Here is a 19216-nt window from a genome sequence, read left to right as displayed (position 1 = left end):
GTTTTTGACCTTGTTAAACACGACAAACGCTCCAAGTAATTTCCTCAGTGAATTATTTCCGGATGAGGTTTCCGGGTGCCTTAGATAACAAAAAGTGAGCCACTTCCCTGCTGCGGGAGTGGCTCACTTTGAGGCAGCTATAACGTCGCGCCGAAACTTTTAGCGGGCGATAAGGTTGTTGGCAAAGTATTCATCGACAAGCTCTGGCTTATCCAACGGCAAGACCGCACCAACGTACTGGTCTGGGCGAACGATAACGACGGCGCCATCGCGGGAGATGCCGCGAGCTTCGTAGATATCGTTGTCCTGGGCGGTATTCCAGACATTTTCCCAGTTGGTGATCTGGTACTTACCGTTGAGCGGACGGAAGATGCGTGGGGCATCACCGTGCTCATAGGTGTGGTGGTGCTGCTGGTAGATGACCTTGATATCAAACAGGGCATTCTCATCAGCATCCGCTGGGGTGTACTTCGCGATGGTCTCACGAACCGCATCAGACCAACGCACGACAGGCGAGCTTTGATCCTCCGGAGTTGGTGCGGTGGGATCCGCGAAGACGTAGATGCGGTAGCGACCGTCAGCAAAGTGCTCGTGCCCTAGGTGCAAGGTGCGGGCATCAGCGCGACGGGTTGCCACATGCGACTTGAAGCGCTTGCCGACGGGGAACCCGGTTGCCAGGTCCTGGTGCTTGTTTTCAGCCACAATCAGGTTCGGTGCATACTCGGTGAGCATGCCGGCAGCGAACTCCTCAGCGTCGACGTAGTACTTCTCTACTGCCTCTGGGTCTTCGAGTTCTTCAACCGGGGTTGCCATCAAGGTGGACCATTCGCGGTCAAAGTTAATGAGGTTTTGCGCCGCTGGCTGACGCTCACCGTGGTAGGTGCACAGCAGTTCTTCTGGTGCACGGCCATCGAGAACGTGGCCGAGCTTCCACGCAATGTTGAAACCATCCTGAATGGAGACGTTCATGCCCTGGCCGGCCTTGGCCGAGTGGGTGTGGCAGGCATCGCCAGTTAGGAAGACACGTGGGGTGTCATCAACATCGTGGAAAGCGTCAACGAGGCGGTGGCCCACTTCGTAGACCGAGTGCCAAGCAACTTCCTTGACGTCGATCTTATAAGGCGCGTAGATCTCATTCGCCTTCTTGATCACGGTCTCCACGGAAGTCTTACGCACATTGTGGTTATCGTCTTCTGGAACCTCGCCCAGATCAATGTACATGCGGGAGAGGTAGCCGCCCTCACGCGGAATGTGCAGCGCCGAGCCTGCCTTGGAGTGGATAGCGGCCTTGGTGCGCCAATCTGGGAAATCAGTTTCTACCACGACGTCTGCAACACCCCATGCGTGGTTTGCCTTGTCACCGGCCATCTTGCGGCCGATGGACTTACGCACTGCGGAGTGTGCACCATCGCAACCGACAACGTACTTGGCGTGAATGACGCGCTGGTTGCCATCGGTGTCCTCGACCGTGACGGCAACTGGGTATTCACCCTCGTCTTCTACTTCGAGGCCAATGAACGACCAACCGAAGTCCGGAGTAATGCGCGCCGGGCCCTGCTGGGCAAAGCGAGCGAAGTAATCCAGAACGCGTGCCTGGTTAACAATCAAGTGTGGGAATTCAGAAATGCCGAATTCATCATCCAACGGGCGGGCGCCGCGAACGATGTTGTCTGGGTTTTCTGGATCCTTGTTCCAGAAAGACATCTCGACGATCTCATAGGCTTCATCGGTGATCTCGGTCGCGAAGCCAAAAGCCTGGAACGTCTCCACGGAACGGGACTGGATTCCGTCTGCTTGGCCCAGTTCCAAACGGTGTGGGCGGCGCTCAATGATGCGGGTGTTGACATTCGGGAACATCGACAGCTGTGCAGCGGCAATCATGCCCGCTGGACCAGAGCCCACAATGAGCACATCCATCTCGTCTGGAAGCTCTGTTTCTCGGTCTACGCCGTAGCCCTCGGCGGGCAATACGCGTGGATCTTCAGATACATAGCCATTGTGGTGAAACTGCATGTGGCTCTCCTTCAGCGCTAAATGAGTAAATCTCTATACGGGGGGGGGTGTTCCGTGTGTGATGATTTGTGAGACTTCAACGCGACAAACGTGACTGCTAACTAAGCATTGTCGAGGTTGTGACGTAGACCCTATGCCGTGAATCATATATGATATTGCGACTTCGGGCAATAGTGGCCTAGCTGACAGGGGAAGAAAATGCCGGGCTAGTTTACAAAGCCGCTGGTATCTCCGACCTTCCACGAATTCCCGTGTGGAGCGCGACGGTGTTGTGGTTCACATGTTTTAGCGCTCGGATAGTGCGTTTGCAGTGGCGAAATTACCGTCTTACGTGGGGTTTGAAAGCGGCGTCGTAGCGCCGTAGTACGGCCATAACAAAAACCCTGCTGATATCGCATGTGGATACCAGCAGGGCTGAAGGTTAATCAGAGCAGGTTATTAGCTCTTGCTGAAGATGAAGTGGTTGGTTGCCTGCTCCTCTTCGTGGTCGGTAGACAGTGGAATTCCCTTACGCTCACGCAGGAGGAATGCACAGATAAAGCCGATGATGCAGGCGGAGACTAAGTAGATGGACACGGCCGTGGTGGTTCCCGTGGATTCCACGAGTGCGGCGGCGATCATCGGAGCGAAAGCACCGCCCAGGATGGAGCCCAGCGCGTAGGTAATAGAAACGCCACTGGCGCGAATGGAAGCCGGGAATAGCTCGGCGTACATCGCGGACTGCTGGCCGTAGGTAAGGCCCAAGCCAACGGTGAGCGCGACCAGTGCAAAGTAGAGCAAGCCCAGGTTGCCGGTGTTGACCAGTGGGAATAGGGCAGCTGCAGCAATGGCCTGGAGAACAAAGCCGATGAGATAGGTGGTGCGGCGGCCAATCTTGTCAGAGATATAGCCGGCGAACAGCGTAAATAGCATCCAGGTGACAGCGGAGACAGTCACGGCGTTGAGCACGTCACCGCGATCTAGTCCCACGGGGCCATCCGGGTTGGAGGCATAAGACTGGATGTAGCCACCGGTGGTCATGTATCCCACGGTGCCGTTGCCAGCGAAGACTAATGCCGCGACGATAACCAGCGGGGTGAAGCGCTTAAACAGTACCTTCGCAGGGTTTTCGGTTTCGACTTCCTTGCGCTCGGCCATCTCTTCGAAGACTGGGGATTCATCGACGCCCATGCGCACGAAGTAACCGACTGCGACCAAAGCGATGGACAGCAGGAATGGCACGCGCCAGCCCCACTGCATGAAAGCGTCGCCAGGAGCAATCAAGTCCATGACGGACAAAACGCCAGAAGATAAAAGCAGTCCAAGTGGTACACCAATTTGGGGGCCAGCACCGAACATGCCGCGCTTTTCATTCGGCGCGTGCTCGACCGCGAGCAGGACTGCAGAGCCCCACTCGCCGCCGGCCGAAATGCCCTGGACAACGCGCAGCAAAATCAGCAGTAGCGGAGCCCAATAGCCGAGCGTTTCATAAGTTGGCAGCACACCGATCAAAGTGGTTGCGCCGCCCATGGCAAACAAGGTCACCATGAGAACAAAGCGGCGTCCGAGTCGGTCACCTAAGTGGCCAGCGAGGAACGCGCCAAGCGGGCGGAAAAGGAAGGAAATGCCAACCGTGAGGAAGGCAATAATGCTGGCCATGCCGCCTTCCAGCGGGCCAAACATCACTTGGTTGAAGACCATGCCGGCGACCGCGGCATAGAGGAAATAGTCGTACCACTCAATGGCTGTGCCGATGGTGGTAGCCGCAAGGACTCTTCGGCGTTCACGGCCGGAGATGCCGGTGGGGCCGGTACCTGTTGCTGTCGAGGTCATTAAAACCCCTTTCGAGTTGTGGTGCTGCTTGTACTATCTAGACATTTGTGAGGTGACCCACTTGCCCAATGTTCTCAAATGATATACGATTTGAGTCAAATAGCAATGAGCAGAAAGGAATTCTTCGTGGCTGTTCCTTCGTTCCTCCCGGATAATCCGGGCAAAATGATTGCCGTCCATGTGGCTTTTGAGTCCCGGGCGGCACAACGTGGACGCCGGCCTAAGTATCCGAGCTACTTCATCAAAGCGACCAGTACTCTCGCAGAATCTGGCGGCGTTGTAGAACGTCCAGCGGGCACTGAGCTGCTGGCGTTTGAAGGTGAAGTCGCATTGGTCATCGGCAAGCCGGCACGCAATGTCTCTCTCGATGAAGCATGGGAGCACGTTGCTTATGTAACTGCATCCAATGACATTGGCTTATATGACTACCGTGCGCAGGATAAGGGTTCTAATACCCGTTCCAAGTCGCGCGATGGTTACACCCCAATTGGCCCAGAGCTTATCGATGCACAAAGCATTGACCCCAAGGGCTTGCGTTTGCGCACCTGGGTTAACGGTGAAATTGTGCAGGAAGATGGCACGTCTGATGACGACCTCATCTTCCCGCTCGCACAGTTTGTCGCGGACCTTTCACAACACATGACCTTGGAAACTGGCGATATTATCTTGACCGGTACTCCAGCTGGTTCCACCGTGATTGTTCCCGGTGATGTCGTGGAGGTTGAAGTTGACGTTCCTGGTGGCGTGAGCTCAGGTCGGTTGAAGACCACGGTCACTGAGGTGGAGGCCTCCTTTGACCCAGCAGTGGGCATGTTGCCGAATGTCGATGACAAGCAGCGTGAAGACGCTTTCGGTGACCGTGAGTCCGCAGGACTACCACCGGTCGAAGATAAGCAGAGCTTGCCCGCAGAGCTGAAAGCGAAGCTGCAGGCGGCACCAACCGCAGGTCTATCCGCGCAGTTGCGCAACCGTGGCAACGTGGATTGCTTCATCGAAGGTGTCTTCCCACAAACCACTGACACCAAGCTAGTCGGTGTGGCACGCACCTTGCGCTTTATTCCTTTCCGCCCAGACCTATTTAAGGCACACGGCGGTGGACTCAATGAGCAAAAGGCAGTCTTTGACTCCGTACGCGAAGATGAAGTTATCGTCATCGAAGCCCGCAGCGCACGCGAAGCTGGCACCTTGGGCGATATCTTGGCGCTGCGTGCCCAGGCCAATAAGGCAGCGGGCGTGGTCACCGACGGTGCGGTGCGCGATTATGAAGAAGTAAAGCGCATTGGCCTGCCAGTCTTTAGCCAAGGCCCACACCCTTCGGTTCTCGGCCGCAAGCACGTGCCATGGGATTCCGATATCACCATTGCCTGCGGTGGAGTTGCCGTACAGCCTGGTGACATCATCGTTGGCGATGATGATGGTGTTCTTGTTATCCCACGGGATATCGCAGAAGAGGTTGTGGATGCAGCCTTGAAGAAGGAACACGAGGATGAGTGGGTAGCAGCTCGCGTGGCCGAGGGCGAAAGCCTGGATGGGCTTTTCCCACCAACGGGCAAGAACAAGGAGGCCTACCAGGCGTACCTCGAGTCCAACCCGGTGCCGAACCCAGCTGAGAATGTTGCGAAGTCGAATGCCAACACAAACGGCTAGTCGCTCCAAGGCGGAACAGGCTTATGCGTGGATTCGGGAAAAGATCCGCACCCGCGAATATGAGCCTGGTTACCGGTTGGTTCTTTCCACCATCGCCGAGGCACTCGAAGTCAGTGTCGTCCCGGTGCGCGAGGCCATCCGGCAGCTCGAGGCCGAGGGCTTGGTCACCTATGAACGCAACGTAGGCGCGCGGGTTTCTACTTACAACCAAGATGTGTACTTCGAAACGATGGAGACCATCGCGGTATTAGAAGGTAGAGCCACTGCCCTGTCTGCCCCGCAGCTGAAATCTTCGGATTTAGCCAAGGCTCGCTCGATTAACCAAAAGATGCGGGACCTTCTCCAGGATTTCGACCCGGTCGAGTTCACACAATTAAATAAAGCTTTTCACCAGGTGTTGTTTAGCAAGTGCACGAATTCCAGGTTGGTGCAATTGCTTTTCGATGAATGGGACAACCTTGAATACTTCCGCGTTTCCACTTTTCGCTATGTGCCACACCGCGCCCAGCAGTCAGTGGAAGAACACGAAAGATTGGTAGCACTCATCGAAGCGCAAGCTGATGCCTTCTACATCGAGTCGCAAGCCCGTGACCACCGATTGAAAACTTCGATTACCTACCGCCAGCGTTTGAATTCCGAAAACCCCCAAGAAAACTGACAGTTTCCACGTCACACTAGAAAAAGGAGCTCAATATGACTAATAACGATGCTGCAAAGCCACAGGATCTGCCAGAGAAGATTCTTCACTACATCAACGGCGAATTCGTTCCTTCCATCGATGGTGATGAGTTCGAGGTCATCGACCCTGTCACCAACAAGCCCTACATCAAGGCTGCATCCGGCAAGCCAGAAGATATTGACAAGGCCGTAGCCGCTGCAAACGATGCATTCAAAAACGGCCCATGGTCATCCATGCTGCCTCGCGAGCGCGCCCGCGTTCTGGACAAAATTGCTGATGTTGTCGAATCCCGCGCCGATGTCTTGGCATCCTGGGAGTCTTTCGACTCCGGCCTGCCTATTACCCAGGCCACTGGTCAGGCACGTCGCGCGGCAGAAAACTTCCGCTTCTTCTCTGACCTGATCGTCGCTCAGGCGGATGATGCTTATAAGGTTCCTGGCCGCCAGATCAACTACGTCAACCGCAAGCCAATCGGTGTTGCTGGTCTGATTACGCCATGGAATACCCCATTCATGCTTGAGTCCTGGAAGCTGGCGCCAGCTATTGCTACCGGTAACTCGGTCGTGCTGAAGCCAGCAGAATTTACCCCACTGTCGGCACAGCTGTGGGCTGGCATCTTCGAAGAAGCAGGCCTGCCAAAGGGCGTATTCAACCTGGTCAATGGCTACGGTGAAGAAGGCTACGCTGGTGACTCCCTGGTTAAGCACCCAGAGGTCCCACTGATTTCCTTTACCGGTGAATCCCGCACCGGCCAGATCATTTTCGGCAACGCAGCTCCTTACCTCAAGGGCCTGTCCATGGAATTGGGCGGCAAGTCCCCAGCGGTTGTCTTCGATGACGCTGACCTAGAAGCAGCTATCGATGCCACCATCTTCGGTGTCTTCTCCCTTAACGGTGAGCGTTGCACCGCTGGCGCACGCATCCTGGTTCAGCGCGGCATCTACGACGAGTTCGTCGAGCGCTACGCAGCGCAGGCAAAGCGCGTCAAGGTTGGTCTGCCTTCCGATCCGAAGACCGAGGTCGGCGCACTGGTTCACCCAGAGCACTACGAAAAGGTCACCTCCTACATCGAGATTGGTAAGCAAGAAGCCAAGCTGGTTGCTGGCGGCGAGCGTCCGGAAGAGTTCCCAGAGGGCAACTTCGTCCAGCCCACTGTCTTCGTTGACGTGGACCCAGAAGCACGCATCTTCCAGGAAGAAATCTTCGGCCCTGTCGTAGCAATTACCCCATTCGACACCGATGAAGAAGCGCTGGAGCTGGCTAATAACACCAAGTACGGCCTGGCTGCGTACATCTGGACTTCGGATCTGAAGCGTTCCCACAACTTCGCACAAAACGTGGAAGCGGGCATGGTCTGGTTGAACTCCAATAACGTACGTGACCTGCGTACCCCATTCGGTGGCGTGAAGGCATCCGGTCTTGGCCATGAGGGTGGCTACCGCTCCATTGACTTCTACACCGACCAGCAGGCTGTTCACATCAACCTCGGCGAAGTACATAACCCAGTCTTCGGCAAGCAGACTGACTAATTTAACCCTTCTCCTTTCACCTCTCCCCTTTTTTAATCCCAAGGAGTCATCATGACTGAAGTACAGGCCCCAGATATTCTGCGCTGTGCATACATGGAAATCATCGTCACTGACCTTGCCAAGTCTCGCGAGTTCTACGTTGATACCCTCGGCCTCGTCGTCACCCACGAAGATGAGGAAGCGCTCTACCTTCGTACCTACGAAGAGTTCATCCACCACAACCTAGTCCTGCGCAAGGGTGAGACCCCAGCGGTAGCAGCATTTTCTTACCGCGTTCGCTCCCCTGAGGATCTGGACAAGGCTGTTGCTTTCTACGAAGCACGTGGCTGCGAAGTTCGCCGTAACCCAGAAGGCTTCACCCGCGGCATTGGTGACTCCGTGCGCGTGGTCGATCCCATGGGCTTCCCATACGAGTTCTTCTACGACGTTGAGCACCGTGAGCGCCTCGCATGGGCGTACGATGCCCACATCCCAGGTGCCCTGGTGCGCTTGGACCACTTCAACCAGATCACTCCTGATGTGCCAAAGGCCGTCGACTACATGGAAGACCTGGGCTTCCGCGTTACCGAAGACATCCGGGATTCCGAAGGAACCGTCTACGCTGCGTGGATGCGCCGCAAGCCAACCGTGCATGACACCGCAATGACCGGTGGCAATGGTCCACGTATGCACCACATCGCTTTCGCAACGCACGAAAAGCACAACATCATCGCTATCTGCGACAAGCTCGGTGCACTGCGCAAGTCGGATGCCATCGAGCGCGGCCCAGGCCGCCACGGCGTATCCAACGCTTACTACCTCTACCTGCGCGATCCAGACGGACACCGCGTGGAGGTCTACACCCAGGACTACTACACCGGCGACCCAGACAACCCAGCCGTGCACTGGGACGTTCACGACAACCAGCGTCGTGACTGGTGGGGAACCCCAGTTGTACCTTCCTGGTACACCGACGGCTCCCGCGTTCTGGACCTCGATGGCAATATCCAGCCATTAGTAGAGCGCTCGGATGCATCCGAAATGGAAAAGACCATCGGCGCCGATGGTTTCTCCTACACTCGACCAGAAGACGAAGAAGAACTGCCCGAGTGGAAGCAGGGCGAGTACAAGTTGGGTCACCAGCTTTAAGCCCGCAGCGACATCGAAAAGCCCAGGCGGGTATCTCGCTTGGGCTTGTCCCCTTTCTACCTACCAGGAGAAACCTGATTATGCTTTCTGACAAGCAGTTAGAAGATATCGCAGAACAGCTGCATGACGCCGAGAATAACCGCACCATGATTCCGCGGCTGACCGCGACCTACCCGGATATGACCGTGGAAGATTCCTACGCGGTCCAGGGCCAATGGGTCCAGCGCAAAATTGAGGCGGGCGGTAGGCTCGTGGGCCGCAAGATTGGTCTGACCTCGAAGGTGATGCAGGAAGCCACCGGCATTACCGAACCTGACTACGGTGCGATTTTTGAAGACCAAATCTTTGAAAACGGATCGATTATTGAGCACGAACAGTTTTCCAACGTGCGCATTGAAGTCGAGCTTGCCTTCGTGCTCAAAGAAGACCTGAGCGGTCCCAACGTCAATATCTTCGATGTGCTGCGCGCGACCGAATACGTTGTTCCCGCGCTAGAAATCTTGTCCTCGCGCATTGAGATGGAAGGCCGCACCATCGTGGACACCATCTCTGATAACGCTGCGCTGGGCGCGATGGTCTATGGCGGCAACCCCGTGGCACCAGATGCCGTGGATCTGCGCTGGGTCTCAGCACTGCTCTACCGCAATGAATCCATCGAAGACACCGGCGTTGCTGCAGCGGTACTCAACCACCCAGCCATGGGCGTGGCCTGGTTGGCGAATAAACTGCACGCCCACGGCGAAACCCTCAAGGCTGGAGAGATCATTTTGGCTGGTTCCTTTACCAAGCCAATGTGGGTCTACCCCGGCGATACCGTCCATGCCGATTATGGTGACCTAGGAGCAATCACATGTCGTTTCCAGTAAATCTTCCCCAGACCTTTAGCGCACAGCTTGCCGATGCCTCTCGTGCCCAAGTGGGCATGTGGATCTCATCCGGTTCCGAAGTCGCAGCAGAAATCGTTGCCTCCGCGGGTTTTGATTGGACGCTTATCGATGGTGAGCACTCCCCTTACTCGCTGGAGACCATCACGGGTCTGCTGCGTGCGGTCAGCGCCTATGACGCCACCCCAGTGGTGCGTTTACCGGTCAATGACACCGTGCTGATTAAGCAGTACCTGGACTTGGGAGCTCAAAATTTGATGATCCCGATGGTGGATACCGCCCAGGAAGCTGAAGCAGCCGTTGCGGCAATGCACTACCCTCCTCGCGGCGTGCGCGGTGTGGGCTCTGCCCTAGCGCGTTCTTCTCGCTGGAATGCCGTGCCGAACTACCTCACCACCGCGAGTGAGACCGTCAGCCTGACCGTCCAGATTGAATCCGCCGCAGCAGTCGCTAATGCAGATGAGATCCTCGCCGTGGATGGCGTCGACGCGGTCTTTATCGGCCCGTCTGACCTGGCAGCCTCGATGGGACTTATCGGTCAGCAGCAGCACCCTGATGTTCTCGACGCTGTTAATTCGACCATCAAGAAGGCCAAGGACGCTAATAAATTTGTTGGCGTCAACGCCTTCAACTTAGAACAAGCCCAGGCCTACCTCGATGCCGGTGTCGACTTCGCACTCATCGCCGCTGATGTATCACTATTGGCGAACCAATCACGTGCCCTCGCCGAGAAGTTCTGCTCTAAGTAATCGCAGTAGACTCCCCTAGCCTTCGGGCTGGAGGGCCGCCATCCGCGCATTTGCTCTCAGCTGTGCGCGGATTTCCTTTTGCCCAGATACGCCTATTGCCCCAGGACTCGCGCGCGAAATGCACTGGGTGACTCACGAAATTCCGCCTTAAACGCTCGAGATACTTGCGAGGCGTCATGTAAGCCATAGCGCGCGGAAATTGTCGAAATCGAGTCGGCTTTCATCACCGGGTTGGCAAGATCTGCGCGGATGCGCTCTAGGCGCTGCGCGCGGATGTAGGCACCCACCGTGGTCTTTTGCGCCGAAAACCGTGAGTGCAGTTGCCGAACGCTGATAAACAACGCGTTGGCAATAGATTGCGGACCAAGTTCCGGATCATGAAGGTTGTGTTGGATGTACTGCTGGGCTTGGTGAAATAACAGGTTGTCCGCATCCATTCCGGGCTGTGCGTCCAGCTCCGAGGCAAAGACAGTGACCAGCATATTCAGCGCTGACTGCAGCAGTGCTACTGCGTGCGGACCTTCTAAGACTTCAATATTTTCCGCCAACTGCTCAAATAGCGGCACCATCACGCGCCCCAGGCCGTGCTCGCGCGACACCGTGCGAGCGGTAATCGCACCGAGCTGGGCCGGAGTTAAATGCAGGTAGCTTTGCGGAAATAACACCACGAGCGAGTGCTGGTCATGGCCATACTCCAATTGATAGGGCCGCTGGGTGACATATAAGGCTAAGTCCCCTGGTTCCAGCGTGCATTCACGCCCGTCTTGGCGCATGGTTGAGCTGCCGTGCATCTGCAAACTCAGCTTGCAATACGGGATATCACCGTCGGGGATATCTTCCGCGCGCCGAGTAACTGTGTGGGGCTTGGTGCGCATATCAAATAGCGACACATCCCCGGCAGTGGCGGTTTTGAGCTCGACCTGAAACTCTGCTGGGGTTTCTGCCTCGATATCAAGCTTCCCAAAGGCCTCGTTTGAGGCACTCCTCCACCGTGTCAGGTCCAGGATCGAAGCAGGTAGTTGCGGCATAAGACAACTATATCGCTCAATTAGACTGCAGGGTCCACATTCAGCAACAACTAACGTGCGCGCAAACACAATAAATTATCTGCGTGATCTATATCCTAGATGTAGGCGTATTTTCCACGGTTACCTACTTCAAAGGAGCTTGTCGTGACCCAGTTCGATACCTATGATTCCCTACTTTCTTCCATCGTCGCAGAATCCGGCGATGAGGTGAAAAACCCCGCGACCGGTGAGGTCGTGGGTATTGCCCCATCTGGTACTCCAGAAGATATGGATGCCGCTGTGCAGCGTGCACGTGATGCCCAGAAGGCATGGGCAAAGCTCGGCGAAGAAAAGCGCAATGAACTGCTTGTAGCTGCTGCAGATGCGGTCGATGCCGCGGCAGAACCACTGGCAGAACTGCTCTCACGTGAGCAGGGCAAGCCACTCAACGGACCCAACGCACGCTTTGAGGTTGGCGCATGTTCGTCCTGGCTGCGCGTGACAGCAAGCTTTGACTCCCCTGACCACACCGTTGTTGAAGATGGTGAGACCACCGCAAAGATCTACTACCGTCCGCTCGGCGTGGTCGGCGCGATTGGCCCGTGGAACTGGCCAATGATGATTTCTGTCTGGCAGTTCGCCGCAGCCCTGCGCATGGGTAACACCGTGGTGCTCAAGCCATCCGAGTACACCCCACTATCCGTTCTTGCCCTGGTCAAGGTCATTAACACCGTTCTGCCAGAAGACGTGCTCAATGTTGTCACCGGCGGTGGCGATGTCGGCGGTGCGCTTTCTGCTAATGCTGGTATCGATAAGATCATGTTCACCGGCTCGACGGAAACCGGACGCCGGATTCTAGAATCCACCGCTGCTTCCCTGGCGCGTGTGACGCTGGAGCTCGGCGGCAATGATGCCGGTATCGTGCTTGACGATGTCAACCCGAAGGAAATCGCCGAAGGCCTATTCTGGGGCGCGTTTATCAACACCGGTCAAACCTGTGCAGCCATGAAGCGCCTGTACGTTCCAGAGTCTATTTACGACGATGTCGTGGAGGCTCTGGTCGAGGTGTCCAAGAATATGCCCATGGGTGTTGGTCTCGAAGAAGAAAACGTCCTGGGCCCACTGCAAAATAGGCAGCAGTTCGATATCGTCGATCGCCTGGTCAAGGAAGCAAAAGACGGCGGTGCCCGCATTCTCACCGGTGGCGATCCGGACTATGATCAGCCCGGCTACTTCTACCCGACTACCTTGGTCTCCGACATTGATAACGACAACCCTTTGGTTGCAGAAGAGCAATTTGGCCCAGCGCTGCCGATTATCAAGTACTCCACGCTGGATGAAGCTATTGAAATGGCCAATGCTTTGGATGTGGGCCTTGGTTCTTCCGTGTGGTCTGCTGACCGTGAGCGTGCACTCGAGGTTGCTGCTGAACTTGAAGCCGGTACGACCTGGATTAATGCCCACGGAACCGTTGACCCGCGAATTCCATTCGGTGGTATGAAGAATTCTGGCTACGGTCTCGAATTCGGCATCGAAGGCCTCAAGGGCGTGGCCTACCCGCACGTTGTGAACGGCTAAAACCCCTGCTCAAGAGCTAAATTCCCCGATAGTGCGTACGTCACCATCGGGGGATTATTGATATCCTGGCTACGTGCTTTGTGTTAGCCGGGCTATCGCGATGCCTTGGCCTTTTCGCGTTCTAGCCGGTTGGCTAGTTGCTCATGGTGGTGTCCGGGCAGGCAGTGCGCGTTGACGACTTTGGCCAACTTGTCTTTACCGCCCATTTTTACGGCAAAAGCCTCGGCCATCGTCACGCCATGTGCAGGAGCTTCTTCGGGAATTAGCTTATCGCCGGGAGAAATATCGCCCGGTGTAATCACGCGGAAATACGCTCCGCAATCGCCGCGATGAGTAAACGTTTTCACCCAGCCTTTCTCATCCAACCAGGCGGCAAAGGTTGCGCATGGGGAGCGCGGTACGGATACTTCCAGAACCGTGGTGCCAATGCGCACTCGCTGGTTGATAATCAGTTGAGCAAGATCAATGCCCTGCGTGGTGAGGTTTTCACCAAAAGAACCATCGGGGAGAGGCCGGCCTAATTCTTGGGCCCAGAAATCAAGTTCTTCCCGAGAAAAGGCGTACACCGCCTTATCTGCACCGCCATGGTGTTTGTCATCGCCAATGAAATCACCGGCTACACCGGAGCCATCACCGTATTTCGGGCCAGGTGCTGACACGGAGATGGACTCCACAGTAACCTTGTCAATCCCGGTGTGGCTATAGGTACCAGCAGCGTTTTCACGGACGACAGCAATATTTGTGGAAAGAACAAGGGGAGAGCTCATGCAACCATTAAACCACCGTGCCCTTAAGAACACGGTGGTTTAATTTCCTGCGCCTAGACATCGGCTAGGCAAAGGTAGCTACATGAATTGACGAATCAGGCGGTCAATAGCAGAGGTGTCCACGGAGACTACGCCCAGCGACTGTGCCAACGCTGCGATAGCGCCGATGATGGTGGCAACAATGCCAGCGCCTGCTAGGCCAGAGACGAGGCCGGAGTTGCTGGAGGAGAGGTTCGATGAGCCACTCGAACCGGCAGGAGCATCTGGTTCCTTATTGTCATCATCGTTGCTGGTGCCGGTCCACCAGGTTTCCTTGACCAAGTTGGCAACGTCGGTGTTATCGATGTAGCTGCCGCGCACGGGGTCGATATTAGTTGCCTGCGCCTGGATATCGGCTGCACCAGCACCCTTGAAGAAGAAGGGGACTACCTGGTTGGTGTGGCCGCCTGAGTACCACTGGTGAGAAGGCAGGCTAGAGGCATTGCCTTCCATTGCATTCCACTTGCTCTCATCTGGCTCATTGACGCCAGACAGATAGCCGGTTTCGTGGTCCGCAGTGACAATCAACAAGGTTTCATCCCAGTTGGAGTTGGTCTCCACCCATTCAATAGCAGCATCAACAGATGCGTTGAAGTCCTGCATTTCTTCAATCTCGCGCGCGGACTGGTTGGCGTGACCAGTCCAGTCAATAGCGCCACCTTCAATCATGACGGAGAAGCCATCTTCATCTTGGCCCAAGACGTTTAACGCACCCGTGGTCATAGTTGGTAGATCCACCACGTCATTTTGCGGGTCGCTAGACGGTGTGGAGTTTTCATCGCCCGCACGTGCCTGCTGCAGGGTAGAGGCAACCTGAGGGATGCCGAAGTACTTCTCGCCTTCAGTGACATCACCATTAGCCAATGCTTCGAATTGCTCGGTGTTTTCCATAAACTCCCAGTCGGATTCACCAGAAGCCAAAGCATCAAACTCAGGCTTGTCGATGTAGCCATAGGACGGGGTGTCTAAGAGCGTGTTGTTGTCATCGTAAAGCGGGTGCCCTGCGCCCATGATGACGTCCAAGTCGGACTCGAACATCTCTTTAGCGATTTCGCCATAGGCATTACGGTTTTTATTGTGCGCCGCGAAGGCCGCCGGGGTGGCGTGGGAGAACGGAACAGAGGAGACAACACCTGCCGCCTTGCCCTGCTTCTTGGCAACCTCAGAGATATTTTCCATGGCATGGCCATAGTTAGACATGCCCAAAACACCATTTTCGACCTTGGAGCCAGTTGCCATTGCGGTACCTGCCGCAGCGGAGTCGGTCACTAGCCCTTGGCTGACGTAGTCATGATCCGCCCAGGCCTGCTTCGCGTCGTAGCTGCCACCCATGGGGAAGGAGGTCATGGATAAACGGTTGAAATCCTCGTAGGACTGGACAGAGTTGCCTTCGCTTTCCTTAATGTCGTCGGAGCCAAACTCACCGTCGACCAGGTACTTGGATTGACCGGATTCAAACAAGTTGTTATAGGCGATGTGGTTGTAGCCCATGCCATCACCGATCATGTAGATGATGTTTTTCGGGCCAGCGGACTCCTGCGCAGATGCAGGGGCCACAACGGTAGTAGAAATAGCCAGACCAGCAGCGATAGCAGTTCCGGTGCGTAGAACGCGAGAGAAAATAGGCACGTAGTTTTCCTTGAAACACTAAGAATGAACGAAAGAACCGCCCTGAGCGTGCGCGTCGGCACGGGCACGCGGGCGAACACATCGAACCTTAGAGACCGTAAGTAACTGGACAGGTAAGATTAAGTGAATTGCCAGCAAACACAGAGAATCAAGGTTAATTTTGTAAAGAAATAAAACATTTACCGGTGTTGGTAATCCATATTTTCACACCATTAAACCCGAGCTAGCCTGCGCATTTGAAGCAATCGCAGCGTGTAAGCGGAGAGGTTGTAAAGAATTAGCGCGGGGTAGTGTTGACTTGATCACTTATTCGGATCGGGGCAGAAATGATGGGAAGCTCGGATGGGCGAAAGTCTCACGATGGAGACCGCGGGCGAAGTAAAGTAGCCATCTGTTGGTTCGAAGCTAACCAACTTACGCTGCAGGTGGGATGACCTACTAGACTATGATGCTATGACGAACCCTAGTGAAAGCACTACGCACCGCTATACCCCTGAGCTGGCGAATAAGATTGAGCAGCGTTGGCAAAAGTACTGGATTGATAATGGCACCTTTAATGCCGCCAACCCAGTGGGGAAATTAGCATCCGATAAGCCACTGCCTAAGGACAAGCTCTTTGTCCAAGACATGTTCCCTTATCCCTCCGGTGCGGGTCTTCACGTAGGGCACCCACTGGGCTATATCGCCACGGACGTCTTTGCGCGCTATAACCGCATGCTGGGCAAAAACGTTTTGCACACTTTAGGTTATGACGCCTTTGGCCTGCCGGCGGAGCAGTACGCCATCCAAACTGGCACGCACCCACGCACGACGACGATGTCCAATATTGAAAATATGCGTCGTCAGCTGGGCATGTTGGGGTTGGGCCATGATCAGCGTCGTTCGGTGGCCACGACGGATCCAGAATTTTATAAGTGGACCCAGTGGATCTTCCTGCAGATTTACAATGCCTGGTTTGATGAAAAGCAGGATAAGGCGCGTCCAATCTCCGAGCTCATCGAGGAATTAGAGGCCGGAACGCGCACCACCCAGGATGGGGCGGATTATAACCAGCTGAGCAAGGCTGAGCAGGCCAAGGCAGTTGATGAGTTCCGTCTGGTGTACCTATCTAATTCCACCGTGAACTGGTGCCCAGGTTTGGGTACCGTGTTGGCGAATGAGGAAGTAACCGCTGATGGTCGTTCGGATCGCGGTAATTTCCCGGTCTTTCGCAAAAACCTCAGCCAGTGGATGATGCGCATTACCGCCTACGCAGATCGTTTATTAGATGACTTGGAGCTGCTGGATTGGACCGAGAAGGTCAAGTCCATGCAGCGCAACTGGATTGGCCGCTCCCGCGGTGCAGAGGTTACTTTTGATACTCAAGGCCATGACATCAAGGTATTTACCACTCGTCCAGATACACTTTTTGGTGCGGAATACATGGTGCTGGCACCGGAGCATGAGCTGGTCAAGGAATTGGCCAGCACTGAAGACTACGGCGCGGATATCAACACCAAGTGGACCTATGGCAAGACCAATCCACAAGAGGCGATTGCTTCTTACCTGAAAGATATTGCGTCGAAGACGGAGCTGGAGCGCCAAGAGAATAAGGAAAAGACCGGTGTCTTCATCGGTGCTTATGCCACCAACCCGGTCAATGGCAAGCAGATTCCTATCTTCATTGGTGACTACGTGCTGATGGGCTACGGTACCGGCGCGATTATGGCCGTTCCGGCGCACGATACCCGTGACTATGAGTTCGCCACCGAGTTTGAGCTGCCCATTACGGAGGTTGTCGCCGGCGGTGACATCACCCAAGAGGCATATACCGGCGAGGGCACGGTGGTTAACTCCGCTAATGATGACGGACTTGATATCAATGGCCTGAGCAAACAAGACGCAATTGTCCGAACCATTGAGTGGTTGGAAGACAAGGGCTTGGGCGTGGAGAAAATCCAGTACAAGCTGCGCGATTGGCTCTTTGCCCGCCAACGCTACTGGGGTGAGCCTTTCCCGATCGTCTATGACGAAGACGGCCAGGCACACGCCCTGCCGGAGTCCATGCTGCCGATTGAACTGCCTGAGGTCGAGGACTACCAGCCGGTGTCCTTTGATCCGGAAGATGCTGATTCTGAGCCACAGCCACCTTTGGCAAAGGCCGAGGAGTGGATCAAGGTTGAGCTGGATCTGGGTGACGGGACAAAGACCTACTACCGGGATGCCAATGTCATGCCGCAGTGGGCAGGATCGTCGTTCTACCAGCTGCGCTACATTGACCCGGTCAATGATGAGGCAGTCGTAGATATTGAAAATGAGCGCTACTGGACTGGCCCGCGCCCAGAGGTGCACGGCCCGAATGATCCAGGTGGCGTGGACTTGTACGTCGGTGGTGTGGAGCATGCCGTGTTGCACTTGCTCTACGCGCGTTTCTGGCACAAGGTGCTCTATGACTTGGGCCATGTCTCCTCCAAGGAGCCATACCGCCGTTTGTACAACCAGGGTTACATCCAGGCCTATGCGTACACCGATTCCCGCGGCGTGTACGTGCCTGCCGAAAATGTGGAAGAAAAGGACGGCAAGTTCTTCTACAACGGTGAGCAGGTTAACCAGGAATACGGCAAGATGGGTAAGTCATTAAAGAACGCGATTGGCCCGGATGATTTCTGTGCTGAATTCGGTGCGGATACCCTGCGTGTGTATGAAATGTCCATGGGTCCATTGGATACGTCGCGTCCGTGGGCAACCAAGGATGTCGTGGGCGCGCAGCGCTTCTTGCAGCGCTTGTGGCGTTTGGCCATCGATGAAAATACCGGTGAGTTGACGGTAACGGATGCAGAGCTTAACGATGAAGATTTGAAGCAGCTTAACCGCACCATCGCCGGCATTCGCGATGACTATGACAATCTGCGTGCGAATACCGCTGTGGCGAAGTTGATTGAGTACACCAACTACCTGACTAAGCACTACGGTAAGGGCGTGCCACGTGCGGCGATTGAGCCAGCATTGATTATGACTGCGCCCGTTGCACCGCACATCGCAGAAGAGCTGTGGAACAAGCTCGGTCACGACGGCACCATCACCTTCGTTGACTTCCCAACCTTTGATGAGAAGTGGCTCAAGGACGATGAGATTGAGATTCCAATCCAGGTCATGGGCAAGGTCAAATCCCGCGTCTCTGTCCCAGCAGACGCCGACGAGGATACGGTGCTGGCCGCCGCGCTTGCCGATGAAAAGATCGTCGCGCTTATCGATGGCAAGAACGTGGTCAAGAAGATCTACGTTCCTGGCCGTATGGTCAATTTGGTTGTGAAATAAGTCAGGGCGATCCCTGCTTTAAAGGCTTAAAAGTAGCCCGAGTATCCTGCATTTATCTGCAGTGATACTCGGGCTTTTCGTTAACTTCTTCAGGTTAAATTCTGAGCTTTAGCTCCAAGAATTTAACCTTCGTGAAGGTAGTACTTCAGCGCGTTCGGGTGCTTGGATAGCGGGGTTATTTTCACATCCATGTACTTGAACATGGGGAAGCCGCTGAGGATGGTGTGGAGCTCATCGTGGTCATCAACGTCAAAGATGGAGTAGTTGGCGTACTCGCCGACAACGCGCCAGATTGCGCGCATGATGCCTTTTTCTTGCAGGTTGCCGGAGTATTCCTTCTCGCGGGCCTGGAAGTCAGCGGTTTGTTCAGGGGTGAGTGAATCAGGGAAGTTAACGTCCATACGGGCTAAAAACAGCATTGTTCTCCTTATTAGTTCGTTGGTTATTTCTTTCTTACG

At 55.2% G+C, this 19216-nt stretch carries 14 protein-coding genes; 8 read left to right on the top strand and 6 right to left on the bottom strand.

Features of this window, described 5'->3' with window-relative positions; all coding sequences use genetic code 11:
* Positions 1–159: 159 nt before the first annotated feature.
* Together CAMM_RS12485 and CAMM_RS12480 are read right to left on the bottom strand one after the other, a co-directional pair.
* Positions 160–2013, bottom strand: a complete 1854-nt coding sequence (locus tag CAMM_RS12485; RefSeq protein ID WP_003846948.1) for an FAD-dependent monooxygenase — start codon at positions 2011–2013, stop codon at positions 160–162.
* 438 nt (positions 2014–2451) lie between these two features.
* Positions 2452–3825: an MFS transporter gene (locus CAMM_RS12480; protein ID WP_003846946.1), complete on the bottom strand. Its 1374-nt coding sequence runs from the start codon at positions 3823–3825 to the stop codon at positions 2452–2454.
* A gap of 126 nt (positions 3826–3951) precedes the next feature.
* On the opposite strand from CAMM_RS12480, the gene CAMM_RS12475 reads away from it, so the two are divergent.
* The 6 genes from CAMM_RS12475 to CAMM_RS12450 all read left to right on the top strand — a co-directional run bounded on the left by CAMM_RS12475 (position 3952) and on the right by CAMM_RS12450 (position 10441).
* Entirely contained in the window at positions 3952–5472 is a 1521-nt protein-coding gene (locus CAMM_RS12475) for a fumarylacetoacetate hydrolase family protein (RefSeq protein WP_040355205.1), read from the top strand.
* Entirely contained in the window at positions 5453–6130 is a 678-nt protein-coding gene (locus CAMM_RS12470) for a GntR family transcriptional regulator (RefSeq protein WP_003846943.1), read from the top strand. Before CAMM_RS12475 ends, CAMM_RS12470 begins: the two co-directional genes overlap by 20 nt.
* A 35-nt stretch (positions 6131–6165) precedes the next feature.
* The gene (hpaE, locus tag CAMM_RS12465) at positions 6166–7680 is read left to right on the top strand and encodes a 5-carboxymethyl-2-hydroxymuconate semialdehyde dehydrogenase (protein WP_003846941.1); all 1515 of its coding nucleotides are present in this window, start codon (positions 6166–6168) and stop codon (positions 7678–7680) included.
* A gap of 51 nt (positions 7681–7731) precedes the next feature.
* On the top strand, positions 7732–8808 hold the full coding sequence (gene hpaD / locus CAMM_RS12460; RefSeq protein ID WP_003846940.1) for a 3,4-dihydroxyphenylacetate 2,3-dioxygenase: 1077 nt from the start codon (positions 7732–7734) through the stop codon (positions 8806–8808).
* Between the two features lie 80 nt (positions 8809–8888).
* Positions 8889–9674: a 2-oxo-hept-4-ene-1,7-dioate hydratase gene (gene hpaH, locus CAMM_RS12455; protein ID WP_003846937.1), complete on the top strand. Its 786-nt coding sequence runs from the start codon at positions 8889–8891 to the stop codon at positions 9672–9674.
* Positions 9659–10441: an HpcH/HpaI aldolase family protein gene (locus CAMM_RS12450; RefSeq protein WP_003846936.1), complete on the top strand. Its 783-nt coding sequence runs from the start codon at positions 9659–9661 to the stop codon at positions 10439–10441. The genes hpaH and CAMM_RS12450 overlap by 16 nt, the downstream gene beginning before the upstream one ends.
* 92 nt (positions 10442–10533) lie before the next feature.
* Here the strand turns inward: CAMM_RS12450 and CAMM_RS12445 are convergent, their stop codons facing one another.
* Positions 10534–11469, bottom strand: a complete 936-nt coding sequence (locus tag CAMM_RS12445; RefSeq protein WP_003846935.1) for an AraC-like ligand-binding domain-containing protein — start codon at positions 11467–11469, stop codon at positions 10534–10536.
* Between the two features lie 144 nt (positions 11470–11613).
* On the opposite strand from CAMM_RS12445, the gene CAMM_RS12440 reads away from it, so the two are divergent.
* Entirely contained in the window at positions 11614–13026 is a 1413-nt protein-coding gene (locus CAMM_RS12440) for an aldehyde dehydrogenase family protein (protein WP_003846934.1), read from the top strand.
* 92 nt (positions 13027–13118) lie between these two features.
* Here the strand turns inward: CAMM_RS12440 and CAMM_RS12435 are convergent, their stop codons facing one another.
* Together CAMM_RS12435 and CAMM_RS12430 are read right to left on the bottom strand one after the other, a co-directional pair.
* On the bottom strand, positions 13119–13793 hold the full coding sequence (locus tag CAMM_RS12435; RefSeq protein ID WP_003846933.1) for an MOSC domain-containing protein: 675 nt from the start codon (positions 13791–13793) through the stop codon (positions 13119–13121).
* A 78-nt stretch (positions 13794–13871) separates the two neighbouring features.
* Positions 13872–15461 carry an alkaline phosphatase gene (locus CAMM_RS12430; protein WP_232051071.1) on the bottom strand — a complete coding sequence of 530 codons (1590 nt, stop codon included), beginning with the start codon at positions 15459–15461 and terminating at the stop codon, positions 13872–13874.
* 453 nt (positions 15462–15914) lie between these two features.
* Here CAMM_RS12430 and leuS point away from each other — a divergent pair, with 453 nt between their 5' ends.
* Positions 15915–18758 carry a leucine--tRNA ligase gene (gene leuS, locus CAMM_RS12425; protein ID WP_003846931.1) on the top strand — a complete coding sequence of 948 codons (2844 nt, stop codon included), beginning with the start codon at positions 15915–15917 and terminating at the stop codon, positions 18756–18758.
* A gap of 122 nt (positions 18759–18880) precedes the next feature.
* On the opposite strand, the gene catC is transcribed toward leuS, so the two are convergent.
* Complete coding sequence (catC, locus tag CAMM_RS12420) at positions 18881–19177, bottom strand: muconolactone Delta-isomerase (RefSeq protein ID WP_003846930.1); 297 nt, start codon at positions 19175–19177, stop codon at positions 18881–18883.
* Positions 19178–19216 lie beyond the last annotated feature (39 nt).

The sequence above is a fragment of the Corynebacterium ammoniagenes DSM 20306 genome (genome assembly GCF_001941425.1).
Taxonomy (GTDB): Bacteria; Actinomycetota; Actinomycetes; order Mycobacteriales; family Mycobacteriaceae; genus Corynebacterium; species Corynebacterium ammoniagenes.
The sequence above is the reverse complement of the archived record's forward strand: the minus strand, read 5'-3'. Positions and strand labels throughout refer to the sequence as shown.

What these genes read in the sequence shown, in the direction of transcription:
- CAMM_RS12485 (WP_003846948.1), bottom strand. Translation starts at nt 2,013, where the DNA reads ATGCAGTTTCACCACAATGGCTATGTATCTGAAGATCCACGCGTATTG.
- CAMM_RS12480 (WP_003846946.1), bottom strand. Translation starts at nt 3,825, where the DNA reads ATGACCTCGACAGCAACAGGTACCGGCCCCACCGGCATCTCCGGCCGT.
- CAMM_RS12470 (WP_003846943.1), top strand. Translation starts at nt 5,453, where the DNA reads ATGCCAACACAAACGGCTAGTCGCTCCAAGGCGGAACAGGCTTATGCG.
- hpaE (WP_003846941.1), top strand. Translation starts at nt 6,166, where the DNA reads ATGACTAATAACGATGCTGCAAAGCCACAGGATCTGCCAGAGAAGATT.
- hpaD (WP_003846940.1), top strand. Translation starts at nt 7,732, where the DNA reads ATGACTGAAGTACAGGCCCCAGATATTCTGCGCTGTGCATACATGGAA.
- hpaH (WP_003846937.1), top strand. Translation starts at nt 8,889, where the DNA reads ATGCTTTCTGACAAGCAGTTAGAAGATATCGCAGAACAGCTGCATGAC.
- CAMM_RS12450 (WP_003846936.1), top strand. Translation starts at nt 9,659, where the DNA reads ATGTCGTTTCCAGTAAATCTTCCCCAGACCTTTAGCGCACAGCTTGCC.
- CAMM_RS12445 (WP_003846935.1), bottom strand. Translation starts at nt 11,469, where the DNA reads ATGCCGCAACTACCTGCTTCGATCCTGGACCTGACACGGTGGAGGAGT.
- CAMM_RS12435 (WP_003846933.1), bottom strand. Translation starts at nt 13,793, where the DNA reads ATGAGCTCTCCCCTTGTTCTTTCCACAAATATTGCTGTCGTCCGTGAA.
- leuS (WP_003846931.1), top strand. Translation starts at nt 15,915, where the DNA reads ATGACGAACCCTAGTGAAAGCACTACGCACCGCTATACCCCTGAGCTG.
- catC (WP_003846930.1), bottom strand. Translation starts at nt 19,177, where the DNA reads ATGCTGTTTTTAGCCCGTATGGACGTTAACTTCCCTGATTCACTCACC.